This window comes from Enterococcus avium, assembly GCF_002891025.1.
Taxonomy (GTDB): Bacteria; Bacillota; Bacilli; order Lactobacillales; family Enterococcaceae; genus Enterococcus_A; species Enterococcus_A avium.
The window spans coordinates 840,168-862,436 of sequence record NZ_NBSL01000002.1 but is presented as its reverse complement, the minus strand read 5'-3'; the positions used below and the strand labels follow the sequence as shown (position 1 = coordinate 862,436).

General features: G+C 37.0%; 35 protein-coding genes, 1 pseudogene and 1 other annotated feature. Of the genes and pseudogenes, 9 read left to right on the top strand and 27 right to left on the bottom strand.

All coding sequences use genetic code 11. From position 1 onward, the window contains the following. Nucleotides 1-15: 15 nt before the first annotated feature. From AUF14_RS04530 to AUF14_RS04460, 15 genes and pseudogenes are all read right to left on the bottom strand, one after another. Nucleotides 16-321: a hypothetical protein gene (locus AUF14_RS04530; RefSeq protein ID WP_193756240.1), complete on the bottom strand. Its 306-nt coding sequence runs from the start codon at nt 319-321 to the stop codon at nt 16-18. A 27-nt stretch (nt 322-348) separates the two neighbouring features. Then, nucleotides 349-636 carry a hypothetical protein gene (locus tag AUF14_RS04525; RefSeq protein WP_102865902.1) on the bottom strand — a complete coding sequence of 96 codons (288 nt, stop codon included), beginning with the start codon at nt 634-636 and terminating at the stop codon, nt 349-351. A gap of 58 nt (nt 637-694) precedes the next feature. Then, nucleotides 695-916, bottom strand: a complete 222-nt coding sequence (locus tag AUF14_RS04520) for a hypothetical protein (protein ID WP_102865901.1) — start codon at nt 914-916, stop codon at nt 695-697. Between the two features lie 47 nt (nt 917-963). Then, nucleotides 964-1,242, bottom strand: a complete 279-nt coding sequence (locus tag AUF14_RS04515; RefSeq protein WP_048720570.1) for a hypothetical protein — start codon at nt 1,240-1,242, stop codon at nt 964-966. A gap of 46 nt (nt 1,243-1,288) precedes the next feature. Beyond that, nucleotides 1,289-1,599, bottom strand: a pseudogene (locus AUF14_RS04510) (MazG-like family protein). Next, nucleotides 1,599-1,955, bottom strand: a complete 357-nt coding sequence (locus AUF14_RS04505; protein WP_010743600.1) for a hypothetical protein — start codon at nt 1,953-1,955, stop codon at nt 1,599-1,601. Before AUF14_RS04505 ends, AUF14_RS04510 begins: the two are co-directional and overlap by 1 nt. Before the next feature lie 17 nt (nt 1,956-1,972). Then, the gene (locus tag AUF14_RS04500; protein ID WP_102865900.1) at nt 1,973-2,236 is read right to left on the bottom strand and encodes a hypothetical protein; all 264 of its coding nucleotides are present in this window, start codon (nt 2,234-2,236) and stop codon (nt 1,973-1,975) included. Between the two features lie 4 nt (nt 2,237-2,240). Beyond that, on the bottom strand, nt 2,241-3,179 hold the full coding sequence (locus AUF14_RS04495) for a Lin1244/Lin1753 domain-containing protein (protein WP_048720572.1): 939 nt from the start codon (nt 3,177-3,179) through the stop codon (nt 2,241-2,243). 39 nt (nt 3,180-3,218) lie between these two features. After that, nucleotides 3,219-4,067, bottom strand: a complete 849-nt coding sequence (locus AUF14_RS04490; protein ID WP_048720574.1) for a recombinase RecT — start codon at nt 4,065-4,067, stop codon at nt 3,219-3,221. 1 nt (nt 4,068) lies between these two features. Next, the gene (locus AUF14_RS04485; protein ID WP_102865899.1) at nt 4,069-5,010 is read right to left on the bottom strand and encodes a YqaJ viral recombinase family nuclease; all 942 of its coding nucleotides are present in this window, start codon (nt 5,008-5,010) and stop codon (nt 4,069-4,071) included. 105 nt (nt 5,011-5,115) lie between these two features. Then, a complete protein-coding gene (locus AUF14_RS04480) occupies nt 5,116-5,445 on the bottom strand; it encodes a hypothetical protein (protein WP_102865898.1) in 330 nt (109 codons plus the stop codon). 73 nt (nt 5,446-5,518) lie between these two features. Continuing rightward, nucleotides 5,519-6,262 (bottom strand): hypothetical protein, encoded by a 744-nt coding sequence (locus AUF14_RS04475; RefSeq protein WP_070509299.1) that lies wholly within the window; start codon nt 6,260-6,262, stop codon nt 5,519-5,521. Nucleotides 6,263-6,274: 12 nt separating this feature from the next. Continuing rightward, nucleotides 6,275-6,688: a hypothetical protein gene (locus tag AUF14_RS04470; protein ID WP_102865897.1), complete on the bottom strand. Its 414-nt coding sequence runs from the start codon at nt 6,686-6,688 to the stop codon at nt 6,275-6,277. Nucleotides 6,689-6,753: 65 nt separating this feature from the next. Continuing rightward, the gene (locus AUF14_RS04465) at nt 6,754-6,945 is read right to left on the bottom strand and encodes a hypothetical protein (RefSeq protein WP_102865896.1); all 192 of its coding nucleotides are present in this window, start codon (nt 6,943-6,945) and stop codon (nt 6,754-6,756) included. Nucleotides 6,946-7,046: 101 nt separating this feature from the next. Beyond that, nucleotides 7,047-7,274 carry a hypothetical protein gene (locus tag AUF14_RS04460; RefSeq protein WP_102865895.1) on the bottom strand — a complete coding sequence of 76 codons (228 nt, stop codon included), beginning with the start codon at nt 7,272-7,274 and terminating at the stop codon, nt 7,047-7,049. A gap of 71 nt (nt 7,275-7,345) precedes the next feature. On the opposite strand from AUF14_RS04460, the gene AUF14_RS22465 reads away from it, so the two are divergent. Then, nucleotides 7,346-7,507 carry a hypothetical protein gene (locus AUF14_RS22465; RefSeq protein ID WP_161349363.1) on the top strand — a complete coding sequence of 54 codons (162 nt, stop codon included), beginning with the start codon at nt 7,346-7,348 and terminating at the stop codon, nt 7,505-7,507. Here AUF14_RS22465 and AUF14_RS04455 read toward each other — a convergent pair. Genes AUF14_RS04455 through AUF14_RS04445 form a run of 3 tightly spaced genes read right to left on the bottom strand, consistent with a single transcriptional unit; the run spans nt 7,504 to nt 8,194 of the window. After that, nucleotides 7,504-7,731, bottom strand: a complete 228-nt coding sequence (locus AUF14_RS04455; RefSeq protein ID WP_102865894.1) for a hypothetical protein — start codon at nt 7,729-7,731, stop codon at nt 7,504-7,506. The genes AUF14_RS22465 and AUF14_RS04455 overlap by 4 nt on opposite strands. Continuing rightward, nucleotides 7,728-7,991 carry a DNA-binding protein gene (locus tag AUF14_RS04450; RefSeq protein WP_102865893.1) on the bottom strand — a complete coding sequence of 88 codons (264 nt, stop codon included), beginning with the start codon at nt 7,989-7,991 and terminating at the stop codon, nt 7,728-7,730. Before AUF14_RS04450 ends, AUF14_RS04455 begins: the two co-directional genes overlap by 4 nt. An 11-nt stretch (nt 7,992-8,002) precedes the next feature. Beyond that, complete coding sequence (locus tag AUF14_RS04445) at nt 8,003-8,194, bottom strand: antirepressor (RefSeq protein ID WP_070558248.1); 192 nt, start codon at nt 8,192-8,194, stop codon at nt 8,003-8,005. Between the two features lie 282 nt (nt 8,195-8,476). On the opposite strand from AUF14_RS04445, the gene AUF14_RS04440 reads away from it, so the two are divergent. From AUF14_RS04440 to AUF14_RS04405, 7 genes are all read left to right on the top strand, one after another. Next, the gene (locus tag AUF14_RS04440; protein ID WP_407643960.1) at nt 8,477-8,875 is read left to right on the top strand and encodes a helix-turn-helix domain-containing protein; all 399 of its coding nucleotides are present in this window, start codon (nt 8,477-8,479) and stop codon (nt 8,873-8,875) included. A gap of 13 nt (nt 8,876-8,888) precedes the next feature. Continuing rightward, nucleotides 8,889-9,566, top strand: coding sequence for an ImmA/IrrE family metallo-endopeptidase (locus tag AUF14_RS04435; RefSeq protein WP_102865892.1), 678 nt, complete (start codon nt 8,889-8,891; stop codon nt 9,564-9,566). 81 nt (nt 9,567-9,647) lie between these two features. Further along, nucleotides 9,648-10,109: a DUF4429 domain-containing protein gene (locus tag AUF14_RS04430; protein ID WP_102865891.1), complete on the top strand. Its 462-nt coding sequence runs from the start codon at nt 9,648-9,650 to the stop codon at nt 10,107-10,109. A gap of 33 nt (nt 10,110-10,142) precedes the next feature. Further along, the gene (locus AUF14_RS04425; RefSeq protein ID WP_102865890.1) at nt 10,143-10,778 is read left to right on the top strand and encodes a DUF3221 domain-containing protein; all 636 of its coding nucleotides are present in this window, start codon (nt 10,143-10,145) and stop codon (nt 10,776-10,778) included. Between the two features lie 106 nt (nt 10,779-10,884). Continuing rightward, nucleotides 10,885-12,027, top strand: a complete 1,143-nt coding sequence (locus AUF14_RS04420) for a tyrosine-type recombinase/integrase (RefSeq protein ID WP_102865889.1) — start codon at nt 10,885-10,887, stop codon at nt 12,025-12,027. Nucleotides 12,028-12,412: 385 nt separating this feature from the next. Next, a complete protein-coding gene (locus tag AUF14_RS04410; protein WP_016182140.1) occupies nt 12,413-13,099 on the top strand; it encodes a phosphoribosylaminoimidazolesuccinocarboxamide synthase in 687 nt (228 codons plus the stop codon). Between the two features lie 209 nt (nt 13,100-13,308). After that, a complete protein-coding gene (locus tag AUF14_RS04405) occupies nt 13,309-13,662 on the top strand; it encodes a nuclear transport factor 2 family protein (RefSeq protein ID WP_016182139.1) in 354 nt (117 codons plus the stop codon). Between the two features lie 177 nt (nt 13,663-13,839). On the opposite strand, the gene AUF14_RS04400 is transcribed toward AUF14_RS04405, so the two are convergent. Beyond that, complete coding sequence (locus AUF14_RS04400; RefSeq protein ID WP_016182138.1) at nt 13,840-14,055, bottom strand: hypothetical protein; 216 nt, start codon at nt 14,053-14,055, stop codon at nt 13,840-13,842. Between the two features lie 659 nt (nt 14,056-14,714). On the opposite strand from AUF14_RS04400, the gene AUF14_RS04395 reads away from it, so the two are divergent. After that, nucleotides 14,715-14,921 carry a DUF378 domain-containing protein gene (locus AUF14_RS04395; protein WP_016182137.1) on the top strand — a complete coding sequence of 69 codons (207 nt, stop codon included), beginning with the start codon at nt 14,715-14,717 and terminating at the stop codon, nt 14,919-14,921. Nucleotides 14,922-15,009: 88 nt separating this feature from the next. On the opposite strand, the gene AUF14_RS04390 is transcribed toward AUF14_RS04395, so the two are convergent. The 8 genes from AUF14_RS04390 to AUF14_RS04355 all read right to left on the bottom strand — a co-directional run bounded on the left by AUF14_RS04390 (nt 15,010) and on the right by AUF14_RS04355 (nt 22,227). Beyond that, nucleotides 15,010-15,843 carry an energy-coupling factor transporter transmembrane component T family protein gene (locus tag AUF14_RS04390; RefSeq protein ID WP_016182136.1) on the bottom strand — a complete coding sequence of 278 codons (834 nt, stop codon included), beginning with the start codon at nt 15,841-15,843 and terminating at the stop codon, nt 15,010-15,012. Beyond that, entirely contained in the window at nt 15,830-17,521 is a 1,692-nt protein-coding gene (locus AUF14_RS04385) for an ABC transporter ATP-binding protein (RefSeq protein WP_016182135.1), read from the bottom strand. The genes AUF14_RS04390 and AUF14_RS04385 overlap by 14 nt, the downstream gene beginning before the upstream one ends. Before the next feature lie 16 nt (nt 17,522-17,537). Next, nucleotides 17,538-18,089, bottom strand: a complete 552-nt coding sequence (locus AUF14_RS04380) for an ECF-type riboflavin transporter substrate-binding protein (protein WP_016182134.1) — start codon at nt 18,087-18,089, stop codon at nt 17,538-17,540. A 31-nt stretch (nt 18,090-18,120) separates the two neighbouring features. Then, nucleotides 18,121-18,969, bottom strand: coding sequence for an SAM hydrolase/SAM-dependent halogenase family protein (locus AUF14_RS04375; RefSeq protein WP_016182133.1), 849 nt, complete (start codon nt 18,967-18,969; stop codon nt 18,121-18,123). 118 nt (nt 18,970-19,087) lie between these two features. Beyond that, nucleotides 19,088-19,331, bottom strand: a binding site (T-box leader). A gap of 123 nt (nt 19,332-19,454) precedes the next feature. Then, nucleotides 19,455-20,093, bottom strand: coding sequence for a bifunctional 4-hydroxy-2-oxoglutarate aldolase/2-dehydro-3-deoxy-phosphogluconate aldolase (locus AUF14_RS04370; protein WP_016182132.1), 639 nt, complete (start codon nt 20,091-20,093; stop codon nt 19,455-19,457). 9 nt (nt 20,094-20,102) lie between these two features. Next, on the bottom strand, nt 20,103-20,645 hold the full coding sequence (gene hxlB / locus AUF14_RS04365) for a 6-phospho-3-hexuloisomerase (protein ID WP_016182131.1): 543 nt from the start codon (nt 20,643-20,645) through the stop codon (nt 20,103-20,105). Then, nucleotides 20,642-21,268, bottom strand: a complete 627-nt coding sequence (locus tag AUF14_RS04360) for an orotidine 5'-phosphate decarboxylase / HUMPS family protein (protein ID WP_016182130.1) — start codon at nt 21,266-21,268, stop codon at nt 20,642-20,644. Before AUF14_RS04360 ends, hxlB begins: the two co-directional genes overlap by 4 nt. Then, nucleotides 21,265-22,227: a sugar kinase gene (locus tag AUF14_RS04355; RefSeq protein ID WP_016182129.1), complete on the bottom strand. Its 963-nt coding sequence runs from the start codon at nt 22,225-22,227 to the stop codon at nt 21,265-21,267. Before AUF14_RS04355 ends, AUF14_RS04360 begins: the two co-directional genes overlap by 4 nt. Between the last annotated feature and the right edge of the window lie 42 nt (nt 22,228-22,269).

Here is a 22,269-nt window from a genome sequence, read left to right as displayed (position 1 = left end):
TGCTGTTGTGGTCGCTTATTTACACCACAATTTTTGATATTTCAGTACCAGCTCCGTGTATTCTTCATCACTTTCAACGTTCTTGACAGCAACTAAAGCTGTTAAATCTTCTGGATGGAACAGTAAAGGACTTGGCTTTACAGCACTCCATCTGATATTTTCAACCTTCCCCTTAGAACGAACTACGCCTATTTGGATAATGTTTTCTCTTTTGTTATAGTAAAATGCAAATTTTTCAGGAAATGTTACTGCCCCGTTCAGGCGTTCCAACCATTCTTTTGATCCGACTTTCAAGCCTTGTGTCTTTTCCACTAAAATCATTCCTTTCCTAGTGTTTGATTTCCTCCGTTAGCTGATCATTCTAGTCTGTTCTAAAATACGATTGATGAATTTCATTGTTTCTTTGGAATCCAGTTTTTCTTTTTTTATTTGATCAGCAATTCCTTTTAGCAGTGTATTTTGTACTTCTAGTAACACTAACAGGCTATCAGGCATTTTCTCGCTTGATTCTCCGCTTAAAACTAACTCCAGCGATAAATCATTCTCTAGCGTAATGACTTCGATCCTAGTTCGTACCATTCCAAAAATGGACGCAATTTCAGCTAAATCATCTGGTAACTCAACTACTTCACTCATATTTTTTTACTCCTTTTCTATGCTAATGCTCCAGCTTCGGTTGTAGAGCTTGCTTTTTTTAAATCTTGTCAACGAATAACCGCCAATTGTTCATTTCATTGATACTATTTTGACGCCAATCTGTGTTATGTCTCCACACTTGATTTGGATATGTTAAATGAAAATCTTCACGAATTTCTCGATCAAACTCAGCATACCAACGAATGTCTTTTCGACAATGCTTGCCCTCAAGCCACAAAATTCGCCTCCATCTCCGTTTACCATTCTGTTTTTTAAACAAAATATTACCTCCTTTTTCCTCTGCTAATGCCCCAGTTAGCAGAACTTTTATTTCTCATTAACAACGGCTGTACTAGCACCGAGATAAATAATGTGAAGCTTACCCTTTTCATCAATGTACTTCACGCGATAATCGTTTACTTCAACATCGAACTTACCTGAGTCTTCATAAACCACTTTGCCTGTTTGGTCTGTAATGACGACCTCTCTTTCAAGACCGTTGCCTAATTCACTGGACCAACTCTTTTTCAAACGATCCCAACTAGCGCATCCTGATAAAGCCAAAGCGGTAATAATTAATACTGCTGTAATTTTTACTTTGTTCAATTCGTATTCCTCCTAATTTTTGTCCAAAAAAATACAAGGCTTACTGCTAACCGATCCTCATATCGTCAGATTTAACGAACATGCCGTTGATCATTTTGCCGTCTCGCCCTTTGATTTCTCCATAAGCGTGCATCACGCACTCATACAGGCTCATATCGTTCTGCAAAGCTAGATTGAGTAAAATGTTATGACCGAATCACCTATCGCGTCTCTGAGGGCTTCTTTATCGTCCCTGACGACAGCCGCTGACGTTTCACCGATCTCCTCGTACAGTTTAAGCATCTGTTTTTGAGGATCTGCTTTATTGATTCCGCGTTCTTTCGACCACTCTTCGATCATTTGTATTAGTTCGTCCATCATGTTCTCCTAACTCTTTTCGTACGTATTTTCGGATTCAAATTGTATTTTCTCCGACAAAATGCGATCACTTTAAAATCCATTTTTAATTCGTCTCGAATTTCTTTGCTTAACTTCTTTTCAAGCAACATCTTTACGACAGCAGCCTCTAAACCTGGGCGTTTGTCTAAATAGCGTTGATACTTTTCATCGTCGCTCATTACAACCGGTTCACGATATTCGATAATTCCCAGCAATTCATCCCGACGTTTTACTTTTTCTGGATCATTGAACCACTCTGGATTTAGTTCCTCGTCAGTTAGCATAAAAAGTTCACGTCTAGCCTGTCGTTGTTCTGGTGTTTTCTTACGCCTCATGCGGTCACCGCCTTACGTTACAATCTTTGTAGCATCTCTTTTGCACGTTTGCGCCATTCGGAATACTCTAGCTTTTGCAACGCACTGTATTCGTATCGCCCGTTATAAACCGCTAGCCAATAAATCTCCATGTATCGACAAAAACATTCGTTCGATTCTTTGGTGTCTAGTTTCGTTTGCTCCATGGTCTTTTCAAAGCGTTCTTGTGTTCCCCTCAACTTTTCTCGATAGTCATCGGGTAACAACGAAGTGATTGCGTCTGCCAATTCTAAATCAGTCATTCTATCACTCCCCCAGACTGTGAACGTATTGTTCTAATGCTTGTCGGTCACGCTCATTTAGGCGCTTCTTAGCGACATACTCATCGAACGTCATATTTGGCGAAAAGCGGAGTTCCTGCTCGTAATACGTGTACAATGTCTCGCCGTAGTTTGTTACTTGCTTGAACGAGTTGCGGCTCTTAGTCTTATTGCTTGGCTTAGCATAATGACTTTCAAGCTGGCGCTTCACTTTCTCAACGGTATCTAATTGCTTGTTTTCCCAGCTTCTTAGCACAGCGTCAAGATATTTATAGCTTCTAGCGCCATGCTTCAACATGTCATCAATCGCTAAAATGATAATTTCGTCCTGACCTCCAAAGTCATTTACCCAATGCTGAATGGATTGAGTAATGAATGGTGCTTCTGCTGGGTTGACTTGATTGAGCCAATAACGCACAGCACTATCTTCTGAATTTTTAGTAATACTAGTTTCAGAAGCTTTAGTTTTATTTACTTTAGTTTTATTTACTTTACTTTGTGGATTAATGTCTACATTAACTCCCTTTACTTGTGAGTTATTGTCAGCATTAATAACGTATTGTGTTGGTTTTGGCATTTTCCTTCTTTTCGTTGCTTCAAAATAGTTGTCTTGGATTTTTTTGCTGGTCAATACCTTAGCCGAGTTAAACAGGTCTTTATTAAAAAATTCCCATGTAACTAAGCGGTTGACAACTTGCTCTAACAAATCCTTGCTGGTGCCCGGTAGTCTTTTCAAAAGTTTAGCTTTGGTCAGGTCATTCCATACAACGAAGTATCCTTTTTCATATACCGCGCATAACAGTTTGATTACTGCAAGCTCACCTTTGATACCAAATTCACCAGCAATGGCTTCTATTTTTTCATCTTCAAAAATGTGAACATCAAGAGGAAAATAATCAAGACCGTTCTTTGTTGGTCTTGCCACAGCTTCACCTCCAATTCAGAGGGAGAATTATCTCCCTCGTTATTTAAGTGGTGGCTTTGTATCATCAAATAAAGCCGTCTGTTCTTCTGTTTGATCATTTGATTGATCAATAATAGGCTCCGCTTCTTTTCTTTCAGAGCCATCTTCTATTTCTGTCTCAGAAATGATGCTGCCATCTTCTGTAACATCATTAACAATCGTTTCGTCAGTAATCGTCGCTTTCTGCATCTCAATAGATAATATTCCCCATTTAGAAAGCATATTTCGTAATACTGTCTTCTTGGCCATAGCATCGTAATCGTTTTTCCATCCAAAATCTGATTTGCTAAACTTCTGTTTGTGCCGTTCGATTTCTTGCTTCGTCCAATAAACAGTCTTTTTGAATCCGTTTAGTAACTCAAAATATCCTACATAACCGATTACCTGATTTGACTGTCGTCCGCTTTGATCAAACTCAAATTCTTCTGTTAGACGATTCCAACCTTTCAATTCACCTTCATAGACTTCAATCACATTAAGTGCTTTATACTGTCCTGATCGTTGGGCTAATTGAATGTATCCTTTGTATCCGAGCTGAAATTGAGCTTTTCCACGATAAGGAACGATCCATGCATAACCTAAATTTTTATCTACAGGTAAATCTAATGATGCTGCTACCATTGCACTAGTTATAATGCTCATAGGTTCTACTGAAGATAAATAGGAATCATTGCTTACTAAATTAAGAACACTGGCCATAAAACCATCTGACTTATCTTTTAATACATCTTCAAATTTTTTTCGCATCGTCGGCGTATTCATTAATGCTTTCAGACCCAATTTGCTTGGATTAACTTGCTTCTGACTATTTTCTGCAAGCTGATTTTTTAACGAACTGTTCGTTGCCATATTAGCCAATCTCCTTTTCAACTAATTTTTTATAACTTGATGTTTTGTATATGCTGGAATCATTTGCAACTTCAGGGTATTTCTCAGTCAATAGTTTCTTGTCTAATGTCATTCTATTTTGTTGTTTCCAAGAGATGACATGTTTAGGAGAAATCCCTATTACTGCATTCCTTTTCCCTAGCTCTGATTTAATTTGATTATCAATTTCTTGTATTTGGATCTTGATTGATTTTTCAGTTTCTTTTAGTTGCTTTTTACTTTCAATTAATTCATCAAAATGATTTGAAAGAGTAATTTCGTTCAATCCTTCTTCGTTATAATGAGCATTCAAGAATTTTTTAGTGGCATCACTGCCATCAATAGATGGTTCTATGCCTTTAATTACATTTTCTTCCCAAAATCCAATTAAGCGTTTGGTGATTGAGTCAATCAATTCTTGATCTCGTTCAATGCGTTTCCAGATGAATTTTTGACCACCGATCAATACAGCAAAATAGCAATAATCTCTATCAAGAACATTCATATAATGTTGTACTTGACACAGATAACTGAGCGGGACTTCCTCACCATCCCATTCTTTGCTAAGAAATTGATTCGCTGTTTTGCACTCCAATATCGCATTTTCTCCTACTACATCACGATCAATATTCGCTCTAAGAAATGGATATTCTGGATGCTCAAATACTTGATTACGCCGACGGACTTTTTTTCCAGTCCGCACGGCGAATTCTTTTGCTACAACCTCTTCCAAAACCGTTCCCCAATAAGCTGGCTCGCTGTCTGATTCAGATAATTCAACCTGTCCTGTTTTTTCTAACCAAATTTGATAGGCAGATTTCCATTTATTTAACCCCAGAATGGCTGATACATCTGAACCGCCTATTCCTTTTCTGCGGTCTAACAACCAATCTATACGAGCCATTTTCATTGTTGAACTAATCATCAGCCCATCCCTCCATGTTCTCTGGCTTATCCTCTGACCCAGATTGACTGACATTTATGAAAACGTGGCTATCAGAATCAGCCATTGCAGTGTCATAATCGAAACTCATTCGAATTCACCTTTCCTAATACGTTCAAGGACATCTGGAATATCGTTTACATCATTAAGAACAAAGGTATGATCGGGCATAGTTTTCCCCGTTTCCATCCCCAATGCCTCTAATCCTGCATTCCTTAATAGTTTCACGGGAACCAGTAACTCGTTGTCTAATTCACTTTCTTGAATCGCTAAGAGTGCAGCTACATCGGGTAATCCACCAACAAGCAGTTGTAAAGCATTCGCTTCTTTATGGAGTGTACAAAGTGCTGATACACCTTCCTTTTCACATTCCCGTTGTAATTCCTTTAACATTCGTTGAATTTTCTCGTTAATCATGTTATTCTCTCCTTAGATAGGTAATCCTTTTATTCGCTCGCTTATGATCGTTGAATCAGGGCGAGTTTTTGGGTTACGCAATAATTGTTAAACTTCCACTATCAATCAATTCTTTTAATTCATTTACTAAATACTGACTCACGTTTTCCATTGCTTCGTGCTTCCAAATGCCGCCATCAGCTTCAAATAGAGCACATTCACCCAGTCTATTAATTCTAAAAACAAAAGGACTGGATGGTTGTTCCACTTCTAAAAATGTCCGATATGGTCTCAATTCTGCTGGGCTTGGTACTTCTGCTTGCATAAGCGTCGCTGCACCTTCTTTAACAGTCACCGTTTGAGAAATTCCGTTGTCTGTTAAATCGCCGCCACCTTCAATTCGAATAGAACTTGCACATGCCAAAATTGCTTCTGCGTCAAGATCACGTTGGATTAATGATTGAACATTGATAATAAAATCTTCGGAATTCATGAAACGACCATACGGAAATTTATCTAGCAACGCTGTTGCTTCAATTACACTTTCACGTTTTCGATCATCGTCCAATTCAGAATAAATCACTACTTTTGTTGGGCCTTCTACATGCAACAATAATTTTTTATCATTCTCCATCGAACGAAATTCTGATTTCATATAATCAACCAAACCTGATAAGGAATTAACCTCCAATGGTTCCGCTCTTTTTATTGGACTTAATTCAGCTAGTGTTGCCTTGTTCCGATCATAGAAAGTTTTCCCATCTTCATAAAAAATTACATCTTGTTTTTCCCGAAGCTCAACTGCATACTCTAAAGCTTCTCTACTTGTTTCTGTCATAAAAGATCACTCCTAATTCGTTTTAAATTTTTTTATTTTGTCAGTTTCTTGGATTTTTTCAATCTCAGTAACTGGCGTTCCTTTATCATCTTTTAGTTCTGAATCTTCTGGATCAAAATACATTTGGCCTCGCTGTCCACTTTTCAATTCGTTTGTCACAACTTCACCTTTTGCATTTTTCCCAATAAGCACTCTTGAAGATACATTCTCTCGTGGCGCAAGTTTGGATTTAATTTGACAATCAAACACCATATCTTCACGATATTCATCAGATAAAACAGTAATATCAATTGTGATCTTTCGCTTCTTATCTGGGTCTGTATTTGGGTCTAAGATGTTTTTTGTTACCTGTTCCAATTCAAAATCGAACCGTTCTTGAAGCGCTCCTTCGTTCAACTCACTCAGCAGAACTTTGTTTTTAACCAATTACTCCTACCTCCTATTTAAAAAATGTGATATACTTCCGTGTAGATAGACTTATTAACCTTTGCTTACTTCGGTTGCCGCCGAGGTAGGCTTTTTTGTTGTTCATACTCGAACTCTGCCATCAAAAGTAAGTAGCCGCCACCTCCAGCAATTAAAATGAATTTGATCCATGTAGGCGTTACTCCTGTCGCTGCAGCTCCGACTCCGAACATTGTAATAAGTAGCAATAGTCGTCGTAGCCAATAGATTTTTTTCATTTCCAGTTTCCTTTCTGTTGTATACTTTCCTTATCAGCAAGTGGCCTGCTGAAATAACTGATTCCTACTCTAGGATTTGTAAGTATAGGAGATACTGATGATTAACCGCGATCGATAATTCCTTTAGCGTACCCTTGTAAATAGCTTATTTGTACGCCTAAGTTGGAACGTTCTTTATCAGTCATTCCACTTTTTTCTCCTAAGCCATTCAAATAAAAACAAATACCAACTAATAGATTCATACAATCCTCTACAGAAGCATCATTTTCTTTCAAAAAATGTTCAGCTTCTGTTTTGCTTTTTAATACTTTTTTGTTAAATTCTGTCATTTTGGTTCCTCCTTTGTTTTTTGTTCATCCCACCTCGTTTGATATAATCAGACTGATTGGAGGTGAAAAGTATGAGTGTTGATGCTGAAAAATTTGCTCAATCTGTAGTTTCTTCTTCTGACTCAAAACTTGATCTACAGGAAAAATTAAACATGTATATCGAAGCTAAGAAACTTGCAGAGGAATTTAACCAGCGTGATGAGAATAATTCGAGTACGTTTATACCTTACTAACTATTAAGAACCTTCATCGACTCGATAAGCCCTGAAACTGCTGCAACAGTTTTTGGGTTTTTCTTTTTCTTAGCGTAATCAATTACCTCTGCTAGGTATTCGTTTAGAGCCACTACATTTTCTCTGTCAATTAACGAGGTAACCCGATTGCCATTGCTTAACAAGTTCAATTCTTTGCCATTTTCTTTTTCCATCCTCTTCACCTCCTCGTGTAGTTGGTTCATTTTGGTTCCTCCTTTGTTTTGTGTTTTTCCATCCAACTATCTAAATCCTTAATGTCATACTTTGGATTGCTGGTTTCTGAAAAAAGAATAATTCTCAGTCCATCATCTACCCACTGATTAATGGTTTTTGGTGAAGCTCCTGTATAGATAACTGCTTGTTTTTGATTCAGATATCTTCTTGGAATAAACCCCGATAAAAGAGAAGTTAGCTTTAATTCAAGATAATCATTAACCAGCTTTTTGATGTCCGACCAATTCATCTTTATACCTCCTATCTGATCTTGTAATCTGAAATTATTTGAAGGACAACTTGATTCGACTTTTTATTCTTTAATTTCCCATTCAAGTAATTTGTCATATCCTGTGGCGTTAGTCCGTAAACAACTGCCAAATCGCGAATTGAGATATTGTTTTCTTCAATAAAGCGAAGAATTTTTTCTCGACCTATGTCAGTACTCGGCATGTTTTCCAGCTCCTTTTCTGTTATTTATAAGACAAACAGTAAGAAATCAGCGGTAAACTATTGACATTTTTATAGAAAACTATAGAATGGAGTCATAGTTAAATAAGCGTAGTTAACCCTATAAAATTAACGTTCTAAGTTTGGCGACCTCGAATTGTTTATTTTTTATTAGGTGTCTTTGCTTCTGCTTTTTTCTTACTATTTATCTTACGAGGTCTATATTATAGCAAACTATAATTTATGTCAACAATATTCTATAGTTTTCTGTAAAATAGTTCCTCGATGAAAGGAATCGTTGATATGACAGTCTTTGATCGGATAAAAGAATTGGCTGACAAACAAGGAATTAGTGTTTCTAAGGTAGCTATTGATTTAGGTTTTAGTGAAAATCTTTTTTATCAATGGAAGAAGGCAAGTCCAAAATCAGACAGATTAGAAAAAGTAGCCGACTACTTTGATGTATCTGTCGACTATCTATTAGGAAGAACCGACGACCCGCATTTTAATCCTGCAACTGTTAATGATGAAGATGATTACGAACAGGAACTTATCATGATGTTTCGTAAAGGAGAGAAGGAAGTCGCTCCTGAGAAACGTGACCTTTACAGAAAACAAACTAAGGACCTAATGAGTTTTATTTCAAAAACCATGAAAGAATTAGACGATGAGGAAAATGAGTAACTCGGGAGTGTAAATGTTGGAAGATTTAAAAGGCAATCGTTTGTCACTTATTAACTTAGTAGTTAATCAATTTTTATTAAAAGAAAATATTGAGCCTGAAGAATATACTTTTTCTGACTTTATATCTTCTTATATTAAAAAAAACAGAATAAAAATAATTTCAGAAATTCCTGTAATTGATGAGGAGTTTTTTCTCGGAGTTACTGTTAGAAGTAAAAAAAGTATATGTATTTTTTTAAATCCTGATGTTTATAAAAGACGGTTTAACTTTAGCACTTGTCATGAGATAATTCACTGTATTTTCGACATGAATATGAAAAAAAGAACACAAAAATTTTTCAATGTAGATAACAATCCATCATTCTATAATGAAGAGGAATGGATTCTTGAAAAATTAGCAAATGGTGCCGCTGGTGTAATAATGATTCCAGATATAAAGTTAGTCAAATATATGAAAACGAACAAATCATTTCGTTTGATATCTGACGAATGTCAGATTAGCCAACAAGCTCTGTATAATAGATTTGTTGATTTCGGCATATATAGTTGCGGTATGAGAGAACTAACAGCAGTAAGAGCGACTAAAAATTTACAAAACTATGGCGATCGATCTTTATTCAGAATGTACCTTACAGGCGTGCATTCAACAAAAGAGAAGCAGATAATTTATGATTATGAGAATTCAATGTAAAAAAGCCCGTGCTGGCACACGGACTCTTTCCTCATATATGAGCTTCTACAAAAAAATCATATCACAGAAATGAGGAAAAAAATGGAAAAAGAGATTTTAATAAAATCTCCAGGAAAAACCTTGATTAAAGTAACTGATGATTCTATTTCAATTATTAGAAAAGGATTTATAAATTTAGTTAATCAAGGTATTAAAGGAGAAAAAACTATCCCCTTTAAAAATATATCAGCCGTACAATTAAAAAAACCAGGTATGAGTAATGGTTATATACAATTTACCTTGCTAGGCGGAAACGAAAGTCGCGGAGGTATATTAGCGGCCACGAAAGATGAAAACACCGTTATGTTTACAAAAAAATATTGGAATGAAATGGAAAATTTAAAAAAATATATAGAGAAGCAACAATCTATATTAGATAATAATTCCAAAGAAACACAAATTTCAAGTGTAGATGAAATTAAAAAGTATAAAGAGTTGTTAGATGAAGGGATTATTAATCAAGAAGAATTCGATTTTAAGAAAAAAGAATTGCTTGGTTTATAATATTCAATATCGAAAGAGAAAGAGGATCTATTAATGGACGGTATATTTGGTTTTACTGGTATTGTTTTATTTATTATAGGTTTAATCATGTTAATTGTAAGATTTATCAAAAAAACAAATAAGAAAACACCTATGATTCTCCTTATTATCGGGATTATTTTTACTACCGTAGGTTTCTCGCTTTCCTCATCAAACGAGGCAAATGACAATAACAAACAGGAAAGCTCATCATCTGAGACTCAAACTACTACATCTAACAGCAGCAATAAAAGCCTAACTCAATTTGAAGAATTTTTAGAGACAAATAATCATGACTGGGGTGCTTTCTTAGATAGTTATTATTCTATTACTCCAGCTACTGAGCAAAATACAGCTTTTACTAAATATATTAGTGGTAAAACATATACTTTTGAAGGAACTGTTATCGAATCAATGACTACTAGAATAGCCATTATAGCAGACAAAGAGTACGATGATAAAAGTTGGAATGATATTTCTGCAACACCTAAAGTTTCATATGTAATTTTTGCGAAGGACTTAAACAATGCGGATACCTTTACAAAGGGAGATAAAGTAACTTTTACAGGAGAAATTAGTTCAAGAGGATCGAACATAGAAAAATCCTATGCTCAATGGGATATGATTAATAGTAAAGTAAGTAAAAAATAATAAAAACACGCCCACCGTCCAAAGCTAGCGTGTTCTAAGAAAAAACAAACCTACACAATAGGCTTATTCACGTGTCTATTGTATCAGAGAAAGAGAGTAGATTCAATTGGCAAAATTTGAACAATATAAGAAAAAGAACGGTGAAAAAGCGTGGAAGTTCCAAGCTTATTTAGGAATTAATCCAGAAACAGGAAAGTCTGTTAAAACTACTCGTCGAAATTTTAAAACTCAACGTGAAGCAAAATTAGCGCTCGCAAGATTGCAAAGTGAATATGAAAACAATTTATTAAAAAAAGAAAAGCCGAAAACATATAAAGACGTATATGATTTATGGATGACTGAATACAAAAGAACAGTACGAGGATCTACATTGTTAAAAACAGAAAGAATTTTTAAAAATCATGTATTAGAAGAACTCGGCTACATATATATTTCTGAAATCACGCCTATCAAAATTCAAAAATTAATGGATAAATGGGCAAATAAATATGATACAGCTCCTAAAATGATGAATTACACAGGACTAGTTTTTAAATACGCCGTTCGATTTGGTATAATAGAGTCCAATCCTACAGATGCCATACGCAAACCGAAAAGAAGAAAAAAAACTACTACTGAAGAACCGTTTTATGATAAGAAGCAATTAAAATTATTTCTCGACGCACTATATGAGCAACCGAATATCAAAGTTCAGGCTTTTTTTAGATTACTTGCCATGACTGGTATGCGAAAACAAGAAGCAGGTGCTCTTGAATGGAGAGATATAGATTTCAAGGCTAAAACAGTCAATATCTATAAAGCCGTTACTAGAACAGCAAATGGACTAGAAATTGACACCACTAAAACGGTTGGATCTAGCCGAATAATTTCAATCGATCAAGGTACTTTAGATAAGCTTCTTGAATGGAAAGAAGTAGCACTTCCCCCATCTGATGATTGGTTGATTTTCGGTCAAACTAATGCTAAAAATCCACACGATATAATGAGCCTTGATACTTCACGAAAATGGCTTTTAAACATCCAAGATCAAATGGATAAAAAACAAAAGAAAAAACTTCCTAGAATCACCGTACATGGCTTCAGACATACTCAAGCTAGCTTATTAATAGAAATGGGCGCCTCGCTAAAAGAGGTGCAATTTCGTTTAGGTCATGAGGACATCCAAACTACTATGAATACCTATGCTCATGTATCTAAACTTGCTAAAGAACAATTAGCAGATAAGTTTAATAAATTTATAGATTTCTAGCTATGTGGCATTCAAAATGGCATTCAATTAAATTTAAGTATTGATATAATAGTATTTAAGCAACTCCCGCCGTCTCCATACTATTATCTTCATAGAAAAGCCAAAGTGTTGATTTAACAGCACTTTGGCTTTTTACTATAGATAAAAATGCGAAACTTTTTGTACTCCGATTAAGAAACAGTAGTTTTATGAATGCAGACAGTAGTGTTAAATTCTGAAAAAAGCACTTTATATTTAAATTCAAATGCATTTTACACCCTTTCCTCAAAGAAATCCGAACATTAGACGTGTTTTTTAAAATAAAATCCGAAAAATCATCGACACTAAAAATATCCAATGTTATCATTTTTTAAAACACTGGATATTTCAGAGAAGGCGGTAAAAAATGAAAGAATTGTACGATGGGAAAACAAAAACAGTATTACTAGATGAGGAAAACAAGGAAGTCTATTTACTATTTAAAGATAGCGCAACTGGTGAAGATGGCGTCTTTGACCCAGGCTCAAACACTGTTGGCGGAAGTGTTGAAGGAAAGGGGAAAATTGGCTTAATTATTTCCAAATATTTTTTTGAATTGATGGAAAAAAATGGTATTCCGACCCATTATCTTGACGCAGACATCGACAAAGGAATAATGAAGGTTCGGCAGTTAACCGTTCCTAATTTAGAATTTGTATTACGCTATTTCACTGCTGGCAGTATGTGTCGTCGTTTTACCCTGCCAGAAGGATTACCCTTCGATCCACCCTATTTAGAAGTTACCTTAAAAGATGACGAACAAGGTGATCCGCTAATTACAGATCGCTTATGTCAAATGAAGGGTATTTTGAAGCCCGATCAGTACGATGAAGGGCTGGATATCTTAACTAGAGTCGGTTCTGTTCTTAAAGAGGCATTGGCGGAAATGAACTTGACTTTGATTGATTTCAAAATTGAAATTGGTTACGACGATGAAGGAAAAATGTACGTCGTCGATGAGATCACTCCCGATATCTGGCGTGTGAAGGATGAAGCAGGCACTATTCCCAACCAAATTGATTGTGCCCAATTAATCTTAGACAAAATTCAATAATAAAAAAGGTGAGACTCGATTATGAGTACCTCACCTTTTTAACTAAATGTTCAAATCGATAAACTATAGATTTCAAAGACCGTGAACCTGTATATGTTTAATATATAGATTGTCTTGAAATTAAGTGCAAAAGTAGAATATATTAATACAATTAGACACTCGTTTTATATTGCAAATAGAAATTATTACATACCAAGGAGGTAAATTATGTGACACCAAAAGAAATACTTTGCCAATGGGTCGATGCGTTTAATAATGCAGATGTAGAAATCATTTCAGAATTATATGATGATAATGCAACAAACCATCAGGTTGCCAATGAGCCAGTTATTGGGAAAGAAGCTATAAAGAAAATGTTTGAACAAGATTTTTCTAACGCAAAAATGGTTTGTATCGTTGAAAACATTTTCGAAGATGGCCAATGGGCAATTTTAGAGTGGCGTGACCCATTAGGTTTGAGAGGTTGCGGTTTTTTTCAAATAGTAAATAATAAAATTTTATTTCAAAGAGGCTACTGGGATAAGCTATCTTTCTTAAAACAGCACAACTTGCCTATTGAATAAAATGAATATATACCTTATATAAAATAGTTTGCAAATTTCCTAAAAAGTACGATTAAGGGAAGTATAACAACTTCCCTTAAAAATTTGTTATAATACCAACACTGTATTAAAATATGACCTTAAATAAAATGCCCTTTCAAGACGAAAACTGCTTCTTTCTTAATTTAACCTCTTCTTTCACCGCTCTTCTTCATTTAGAGCCAGCTGCTCTAAGGCTTCTTGCTCCTGATCAACAAAAACAAATTTCAAGCTATTAGGATAGACATAAACAATCAAACGCTCTTTACACACATCGGTAGCAGTAGCAGGGTAAACTTGGCCAGTAGTGTATTTATCCCGAAAAAGGTCTTTTAAAGCAACTTCTAGTCCTGTATTGATAAACGGATTCAACATTTAGCTCGCTTCCTTTCTGCCTACAGACTCTCTTACTTACATTATACGCGCACAATCGCAAGATAGTTCCCATAATTTAAAAAAGTTCAGTTTTTAAACTAAATGGATTTGATTTCTCCAAAAAGGTACTGCCATCGGCCTGATTGACAAATTGATAAGACAACCATTTCTTTTAACATTATTCCTCCCTCGACACTTCTCTCTGAACAATTTGTTCCATAAGAATATCGGTAAAAGTCAATATATCACTGACGATGTCTGTGTGTTCTTCGGATAATCCAGTTTTATAGACTTTCTCTTGGAACAATTGATGCAATTTTGACTATGTTACTCCCATTTTTCAACTTTTCCTTCTTCGCTTTATTGATTTCGAGCAAACTTTTACATCTATAAGAGAAAGCGTTTCGCGAAAAAAACACCTCGTTTAAAATGCACAATATCTAAAAAGAATTTGTCTGTTGGATGCATCATTAAATGGAGTTCCTACCTCTTATCTATAAGATAAAAAAACAATTTTCAACTAGGAAAACAAAAGCTCTCATTTGTTTAAAGTATTTTCCCATTACATAAAATAAGAAAAAACAATTTTTGAGCAGATAAATATGGTAGGACATCCAACTATGGTACTGTTAAACAAATCAGAAGGGAGGGTTTTACAGATGAAATATCTAGATATTATCGCGCTTATTTTGTTGATCGTTGGTGGAATCAACTGGTTATTAGTAGGTCTTTTTGAATATGATTTAGTTGCAGCGATATCTGGTGGAAGCACAGCGATTCTCGCAAAAATCATCTATATCATTGTTGGACTATGCGCTCTTTACTGTTTGAAATTTATACCTGGAATTGCGAATCGTGCTGAATAAAATCAGTAAATTATGATCTGATAAGATCGTACAATTTATAATATAAAAAAACAGAGCTTTCTGCGTTTGTGCAGAAAGTTCTGTTTTTTTAGCGAAATGGATTATAAAAGCGGCCGCCATTGACAACTAATAAGACGATTCCAACCGAACACAAAATAACAACTAATAGTAACGCTAAATAATCATTACGTTTTAGCGGCTTAGCCAACAGCCACGTTCGCCCCTTTTTCTTCCCAAATCGACGCAGCTCCATAGCGGATGAAATGGTTTCGATTCGCTCTAAACTTGAAAAGATCAATGGCATCGCGATCGTTAAATTTCCCCGTACCCGCTTCATTAGTGAAGCCTTTTTAGAAAGCTCGTTTCCTCGGGCCTGCTGCGCTTTAGAAATCGTTCGAAAATCTTCTTGGATATCTGGAATGTAACGCAATGCTAGAGAAAACGCATAAGCGATCTTATAAGACCCGCCAACCCGATGAATACTTGAGGCAAGCTCGCTAGGATTCGTAGTCAGAATGAAGATTAAACCTGGCGGAATGGTCACAAAATACTTGATCAATAAGTTAAATTCATAAAAAAGCTGCTCTTGCGTCACGGTGTAGCGTCCAATCCCTTCAAAAATGACATGACGCGTGCCATAAATCGTTACTCCATATTCTGGTGCAAATAAATAAACCGTCAACAGATTTAGAAGTGAGAAAAAGGCGATAAATTTCACCACAAACGAAATTTCGCGGTAACTAATTCGCGCTGTGCGAAATAAAATTATTGAAAAAATCGCCAGCCCTAATAGAAAGCGTGTATCATAAGAAATCATCCCAACCACAGAGATCAGCAAAAAGCATAAAAGTTTAGTGAAACCGCTGAGTTGATGGATCACAGTTTTCTTCGGCAAATAGCCGATTAAATTACTTCCCTCCATAGGCTCCTCCCTTGTCGTACCGGATAAAGGCTGATACAAAACCAGTCGCATCTGTTAAATCATTATTTTTTGCTAAATGATAGAGACTTGTTTGACGCAAGCTCGCTGAATTGACAAGCTCTGCTGAAGATAACACTTTGGCGGGTGTTTCATCAGCGATGATTTCTCCCTCTTTTAAGACCAATGTTCGTTGCGTATGTTCAAGCATTAAATGCATGTCGTGGGTAATCATTAAAATCGTAATTCCCCGCTGATTCAATTTGCGCAAGAAGTTCATCATCTCATTATAATGATAATAATCTTGTCCCGCAGTTGGTTCGTCTAAAATTAATAGCTCCGGCTCCAACACTAAAATGGCAGCAATCGCTACACGACGCTTTTGTCCATGACTCAACGCAGAAATCGGCCAGTTACGAAACTCATAAAGACCACAAACCTTTAGCGTATCGAATACTCGCTCTTTGATCTTGTCCGCTTCAATTCCTCGATTTTCTAATCCTAAGGCAACTTCTTCAAAGATCATATTCTTCGACAGCATTTGATTACTATTTTGCAGCACGTAACCAATTTTGTCCGCACGTTCTTTGATGCTTTCATAGGCAATTGATTGATTTTTCCATAATAACTCCCCTGTTTGCAATGGGTAGAAACCAGTAATCAGGTTGGATAAAGTTGATTTGCCAGCACCGTTATGTCCGACTAAACTGACCATTTCACCTTGATAAAGCGTCAAATCAATCTCCTTAATCACTAGTTCTTTGCCAAAACCAAAGGAAATTTTCTTCAATGCTAATAATGGAACCTCTTTTATTGGGATAGGTTTAAATTCACCTTGCGACTTTGCCAAAGCAGCAGAAATTTCTGGTGAAACCAATTGATCGACTTGCGTTAGATCAGAAAAATCCTTCAAAGAAATTCCTGCACGCTTCAACGCGGTGATATAAAGCGGCTCACGAATCCCGTAACTGGCTAATAAATCACTTTTAAGTAATTCAGTCGGTGTCATATCCGCAACAATTTCCCCTTCGTTCATCAAAACAACACGATCGATGGGTGCCGCTAAAACCTCTTCCAAACGGTGCTCAATAATGATCGTTGTAAATTTTTGCGATTGATATAACTGATCAATCATTTGGATTGCTTCATAGCCGGTCTGAGGATCAAGATTGGCTAGCGGCTCATCAAATAGTAGGATCGGTGTTTCATCGATGAGCACCCCCGCCATTGTCACCCGCTGCTTTTGACCACCAGAAAGATCCTGCGGCCGTTTTTCTAACTGCGTTAATAAATTAGTTTTTTCCGCCCAATGATTGACTGCTTCTCGCATTTCTGCTTGTTGAATCATTTCATTTTCCAGAGAAAAGGCGATATCTTCTGCAACGGTCAAGCCGACAAACTGACTATCTGTATCTTGCAATACCGTACCGACATCAAGAGAAAGATCATAAATTGATGATTCGCTAAAAGTCTTCCCATTGATCATCAAACTGCCGGTAAAAGTGCCCTTTTCATTTTGCGGAATGATCCCATTCAAGCATTTTCCCAAAGTCGATTTTCCTGAGCCGCTGGGCCCCATGATCAAAATTTTTTCTCCCTGATTGATCGTCAAATTGATCTTTTTCAATGTCGGTTCAGCTTGGCTGTCATATTGAAATGTAAAATCACGAAACTCGATCATTTTATATCCTCACGTTCTAAGCTTCTTTGTTCAAACTGCCCTTTTTCGTCTTCGTTTGTGCGTACGCTTTTAATAAAATAAAGCCAATAATTCCTGTTACGATTGAATTCGTGATTCCGGCAACGACACCTTGAGTAAAGACTTTACTTGGTGCTTCCGCGTAGATCAAGATATCCCCAATCGGTGCGATAACCACCCAAGTGACTAAATTAGCAATCGTTTCACCAACTAAAAAGGTTCCGATTTCTTTCTTGCCGAAAATGCCTTGTTCAATTGGAATTCGCTTTGCTAACAAACCGAAAAATACACCTAAAATTCCTGAAGCAACGATCCAAGACCACCATGCTCCATACGTTGTTAAATCACCTAATGCATGACCGATAAACCCTGCCAATCCAGCAACAATTGGCCCATAAACGACACCTAATAATGCTAAGAAAGGATATGCCGTTGCAATATCCGTATTAGGAATGCCTGTAGGAATCGTCACGAATCGTTTTAAAATGAAGAAAACCGCCGCACCGATCCCAATTGCTACAATGTGTTTTACCGTAAATCTCTTATTCATACTTTATACCCCTTTTTTATTTGATAAATGCTTAATACCCTAAATTTTTAGTCAATTCAATCGTCCAATCGTTGCCAGTACCAATTTTATAAACTGCGGAGAATGAATCCAAATTAATCCCTAATCCAACATTTAATAATGAATTAATATAAAGAACTGCTTCATTCGGTGCCACTTGAGCGAAGGAACGCCCGAAAACAACTTCATCTTGATAACGGACCACACCTTGATAGTATATTTTTACTAGCAGGCTTTGTCCATATTCAACTTGCCAGTTTTTGAAATAATCCACAGGAATGTTCGTCCACAACGAGCCAAATCGAATATCGGTGATATCAATCGTTCCCGTAATTTTATCTTGTGTTTGTTCTGGAGCGATCAAGGGGAACGTCACTAATTCGCTGCTTGGAATAATCGTTCCTAATTCAGCAAAACCTACTTTACCGCTAGCTAATCGGGCACCGTTATAGACATAGACATCTCGACCATGGAATGTGTGACTTTCAGATGAGCCGGGCAGACGTTGACTCTCCTCATCAATTTGTCGAACTTCCTTAATTCCGACATATTGAGCTAAATACGTCAATGTTCCGTTATCTGGCGTAATTACATATTGCCCATCCTTCAACTCTGCGACGACACTGCGACGGGTTGAGCCAACGCCGGGGTCAACCACAGATACAAAAACAGTTCCTGCTGGCCAATAAGTGACCGCCTGTAATAAACGATAGCTTGCATCATGAATGTTATAAGGTTCAATCTCATGTGTTAAATTATTGATGTTTAGAGTCGGTTCAACTTGATAAGCTACTCCATACATCGCGTTGACTGCGCCATCCTGCAAACCAAAATCCGTTTGAACTACTAAAAATCCTGCCATTATTCTTCCACCTTCCAATTTTACACTTATTGTTGAAGTTATCAGTGATTCAATTTCCTACCAAGATCGTCATCCCAGTTAAGGAAGAAACACAAAAAAGCCCTCAGCAAATATAATTGCTAAGGGCATAGACTATGCGTTACCACCTTTAATCGTAAAATCCTCACAGATTCCACCTCGATCAGTACCCAAAATTTTTCTTGGAGACTGTGCCTGGTTAACGGGGGCATCCGTATTTCCTTAAATTTTCGGGAAATCCGCTCAAAAGCCATTTTCAAGTAATTGCTCTGCATCCCCTCTCACCAAACAGGAACTCTCTTTAACAAAGATGATTACTTTACTTTCTTTATCAACGCGTTTCATCAATTGCTAATAAAATATCAGAGATATTTCAGCTTGTCAATGGAGAAAAAATATCTGCAAAGTGATTCTTACCTATTTATTTCACGATTTATCTAAAAAAACGATAGAAGAATGTTAAGCAATTAGTTTTCTCGCCACACCTCAATATATTGTTTAGCGGTTTGAGAAACTAATTCGTAATTTTCATCTTTGACACCCTTAAATAGGTTGCCGCCAACACCAACAACAATTGCTCCCGCTTGCTTCCAGGCTGCTATATTTTCTAAATTCACTCCGCCAGTCGGCATAATGTTCACATGTGGAAGTGGGGCCTTTGCTGCTTTAATCATTTGGGGAGTAAAATTATTCGCAGGAAAAAGTTTTACAATATCTGCGCCGCTTTTCATTGCCTGCTGCATCTCAGTAATTGTCATACAACCTGGCATATAAGGAACTTGATAAAAATTACACATTTCTGCCGTAGCCTGATCAAAACAAGGGCTAACAATAAACTCTGCACCTGCTAGGATCGCTAAACGAGCAGTAACGGCATCCAAAACTGTTCCTGCACCAATCACTACGCTGGAATCATTTTGATATTCTTCTTTCAATTGAGCAATTACTTGATCTGCTTGCGGTACAGAAAAAGTAACTTCAATCCCCTTAATCCCGCCTTTTATGACGGCGCGTGCTGCCTCAATGGCACGTTTTTGAGAATCTTCCCTGACAACTGCCACTACACCAGCATGTTCAATTCGTGTTAATCGTTCCATTTTTTTCATCTTGCTCACCTACTCTACATTGACATGCTCATGAAGAGCATCTTCATTGGAAGTTTGATCACGCTGAGCAAGCTTCAAGGTTAAGGCATCCAAGGTGATGTGCACTGTCTGGTCAAATAAACTTGATAATAACTGAACAGATTTTACTCCAGCACCAGTCTTTGTTGCGCCAGGTACCACAATAACTTTGTCAGCAAGCTTGGCTAATGGAGACTCTTTGGCACTCGTTAACACAACAATATCAAGTCCCATTTTTTTTGCTGTTTCGGTATCTGAAACAATTCCTTTAGTGGTACCTGATCCGGAAATAGCCACCCAAGTATCTCCTTTTTGAATCGAAGGAGTGATCGTTTCACCCATTACATAATCGGTGTAACCGATATGCATCAAACGCATCGCAAAGCCCTTCGCTTGAAATCCACTGCGACCCGCTCCAATTACAAAGATTCGCTTATTTTTTTGAAACAGTGGCAAGGCCTGTTCCAGTTCCGTTTCATCAACTAGCTCCATTACTTGATTGATTTCTTGTATGATTGTTTCGATTGTTTTCATTTGTGAACAGCTCCCATGAATTCATTTACTGCTTTCAGCGGGTTTTCCGCTTTAGTGATTTTTGATCCGACAATGACAACTTCAATTAATCCTTGATCTGCTAACAACCCCGCCTGTGTCAAATCGATTCCGCCTGCGATCGCCAAGCGTTTGATTTCGGGGAATTTTTGGTGAAAAGCTTCGACACTTGCAGTCGCATCAAACGAATCTTTCCGATCAACTGAGTGATGCAAGGCATAGATAGCATTAGGAAATATCTGGATTTTTTTAATTTTTTCATCCGTTACTTCAAGTAAATCGATCATCATTGTTTTATTCTGTTTTTCGGCGACTTCATAGCAAACATTCAAAGTATCAATTGAGGCTGCGCCCATCACAGTTACAATGTCTCCACCGTGACGAAAAGCTTGATTAAATTCATACGCGCCTTCATCGATGGTCTTACTGTCTACAAGTAAATCGGTCTTGGTCAAAACTGTTCTTAATTTCTCGATAGCTAGATTGCCATAATCCTTAACTAAGGAGGTTCCCATTTCTAAAATGTCTGTTTTACCATCTAGTTGTTCGGCTAACGCAACCGCCTCTTCCAATGATACACGGTCAATTGCTGCTTGTAATCTCATGCTTCCACTTCCTGTTGTTGTAAAAATTCTTCTAATTCTTGCGGAGTTGGATATCCATCGTTATCTCCAGGGGATTGAACTGCCATCGCCCCAATGGCATTAGCACGAATAACCGCTTGTTTTAAAGATTTCCCTTCGATCAAGCCAGTGATCAACCCAACTGCAAAGCCATCGCCAGCACCGACGGTATCTACAACTTCCGCTACTTTAAACCCTGGTACAGTAAAGGAAGTACCATCCTTTTGTTTTACATAAGCCCCTTCAGTTCCTAACTTGACGATCACTGTTTTCGTTACTTCTCCATTGTTCAAATAGAAGTCAGCAATTGCTTCCGGATCACGACTGCCCATCAAAATTTCACCCTCATTGATTCCTGGAAGGACAATTTCAGCATGTGATGCTAAATCATTGATCGTTTCCACCATCTCTTCCTGACTCGCCCAAAGCTGCGGACGAAGATTAGGATCAAAGGTTGTACGGATATTGTTCTTTTCTAATAAATGAATCAAATAGCGGAAGGCTTCTTGGGCCTCAGCTGAAATAGCTGGAAAAATTCCGGATAAGTGGGCCATTTTCACCTCTGAAAAGTCAATTTTATCTAGTATTTCTTGATCAAAATGGGCGGCAGCCGAACCCTTGCGGAAGTAAAAAATACTTGGGTCTCCTTGACTAACGCGATCCTTTAATTGAAAAGCTGTCCAAAAGTCAGCCGTTTCAGAAATATAATCTGTCCCAATTTTATTTTCATGCAGGCGATCAATAATAAACTCGCCAAAGGGATCTTTCCCGACTTGTGTAATGTATTCACTGCTATGACCTAAACGAGAAACGCCGACAGCGACATTAACCTCCGCTCCTGCTAAAAATTTTTGAAAATGACAAGCATCCTTTAAGGATTTGTCGACTTCCTCAGATCCGAACAATGCAATTGGCTCACCAATAGTTAAAAACTCACTCATGTTAATTACTCCTTTTTTAGTTATTTTTTAACAGCTTACTAT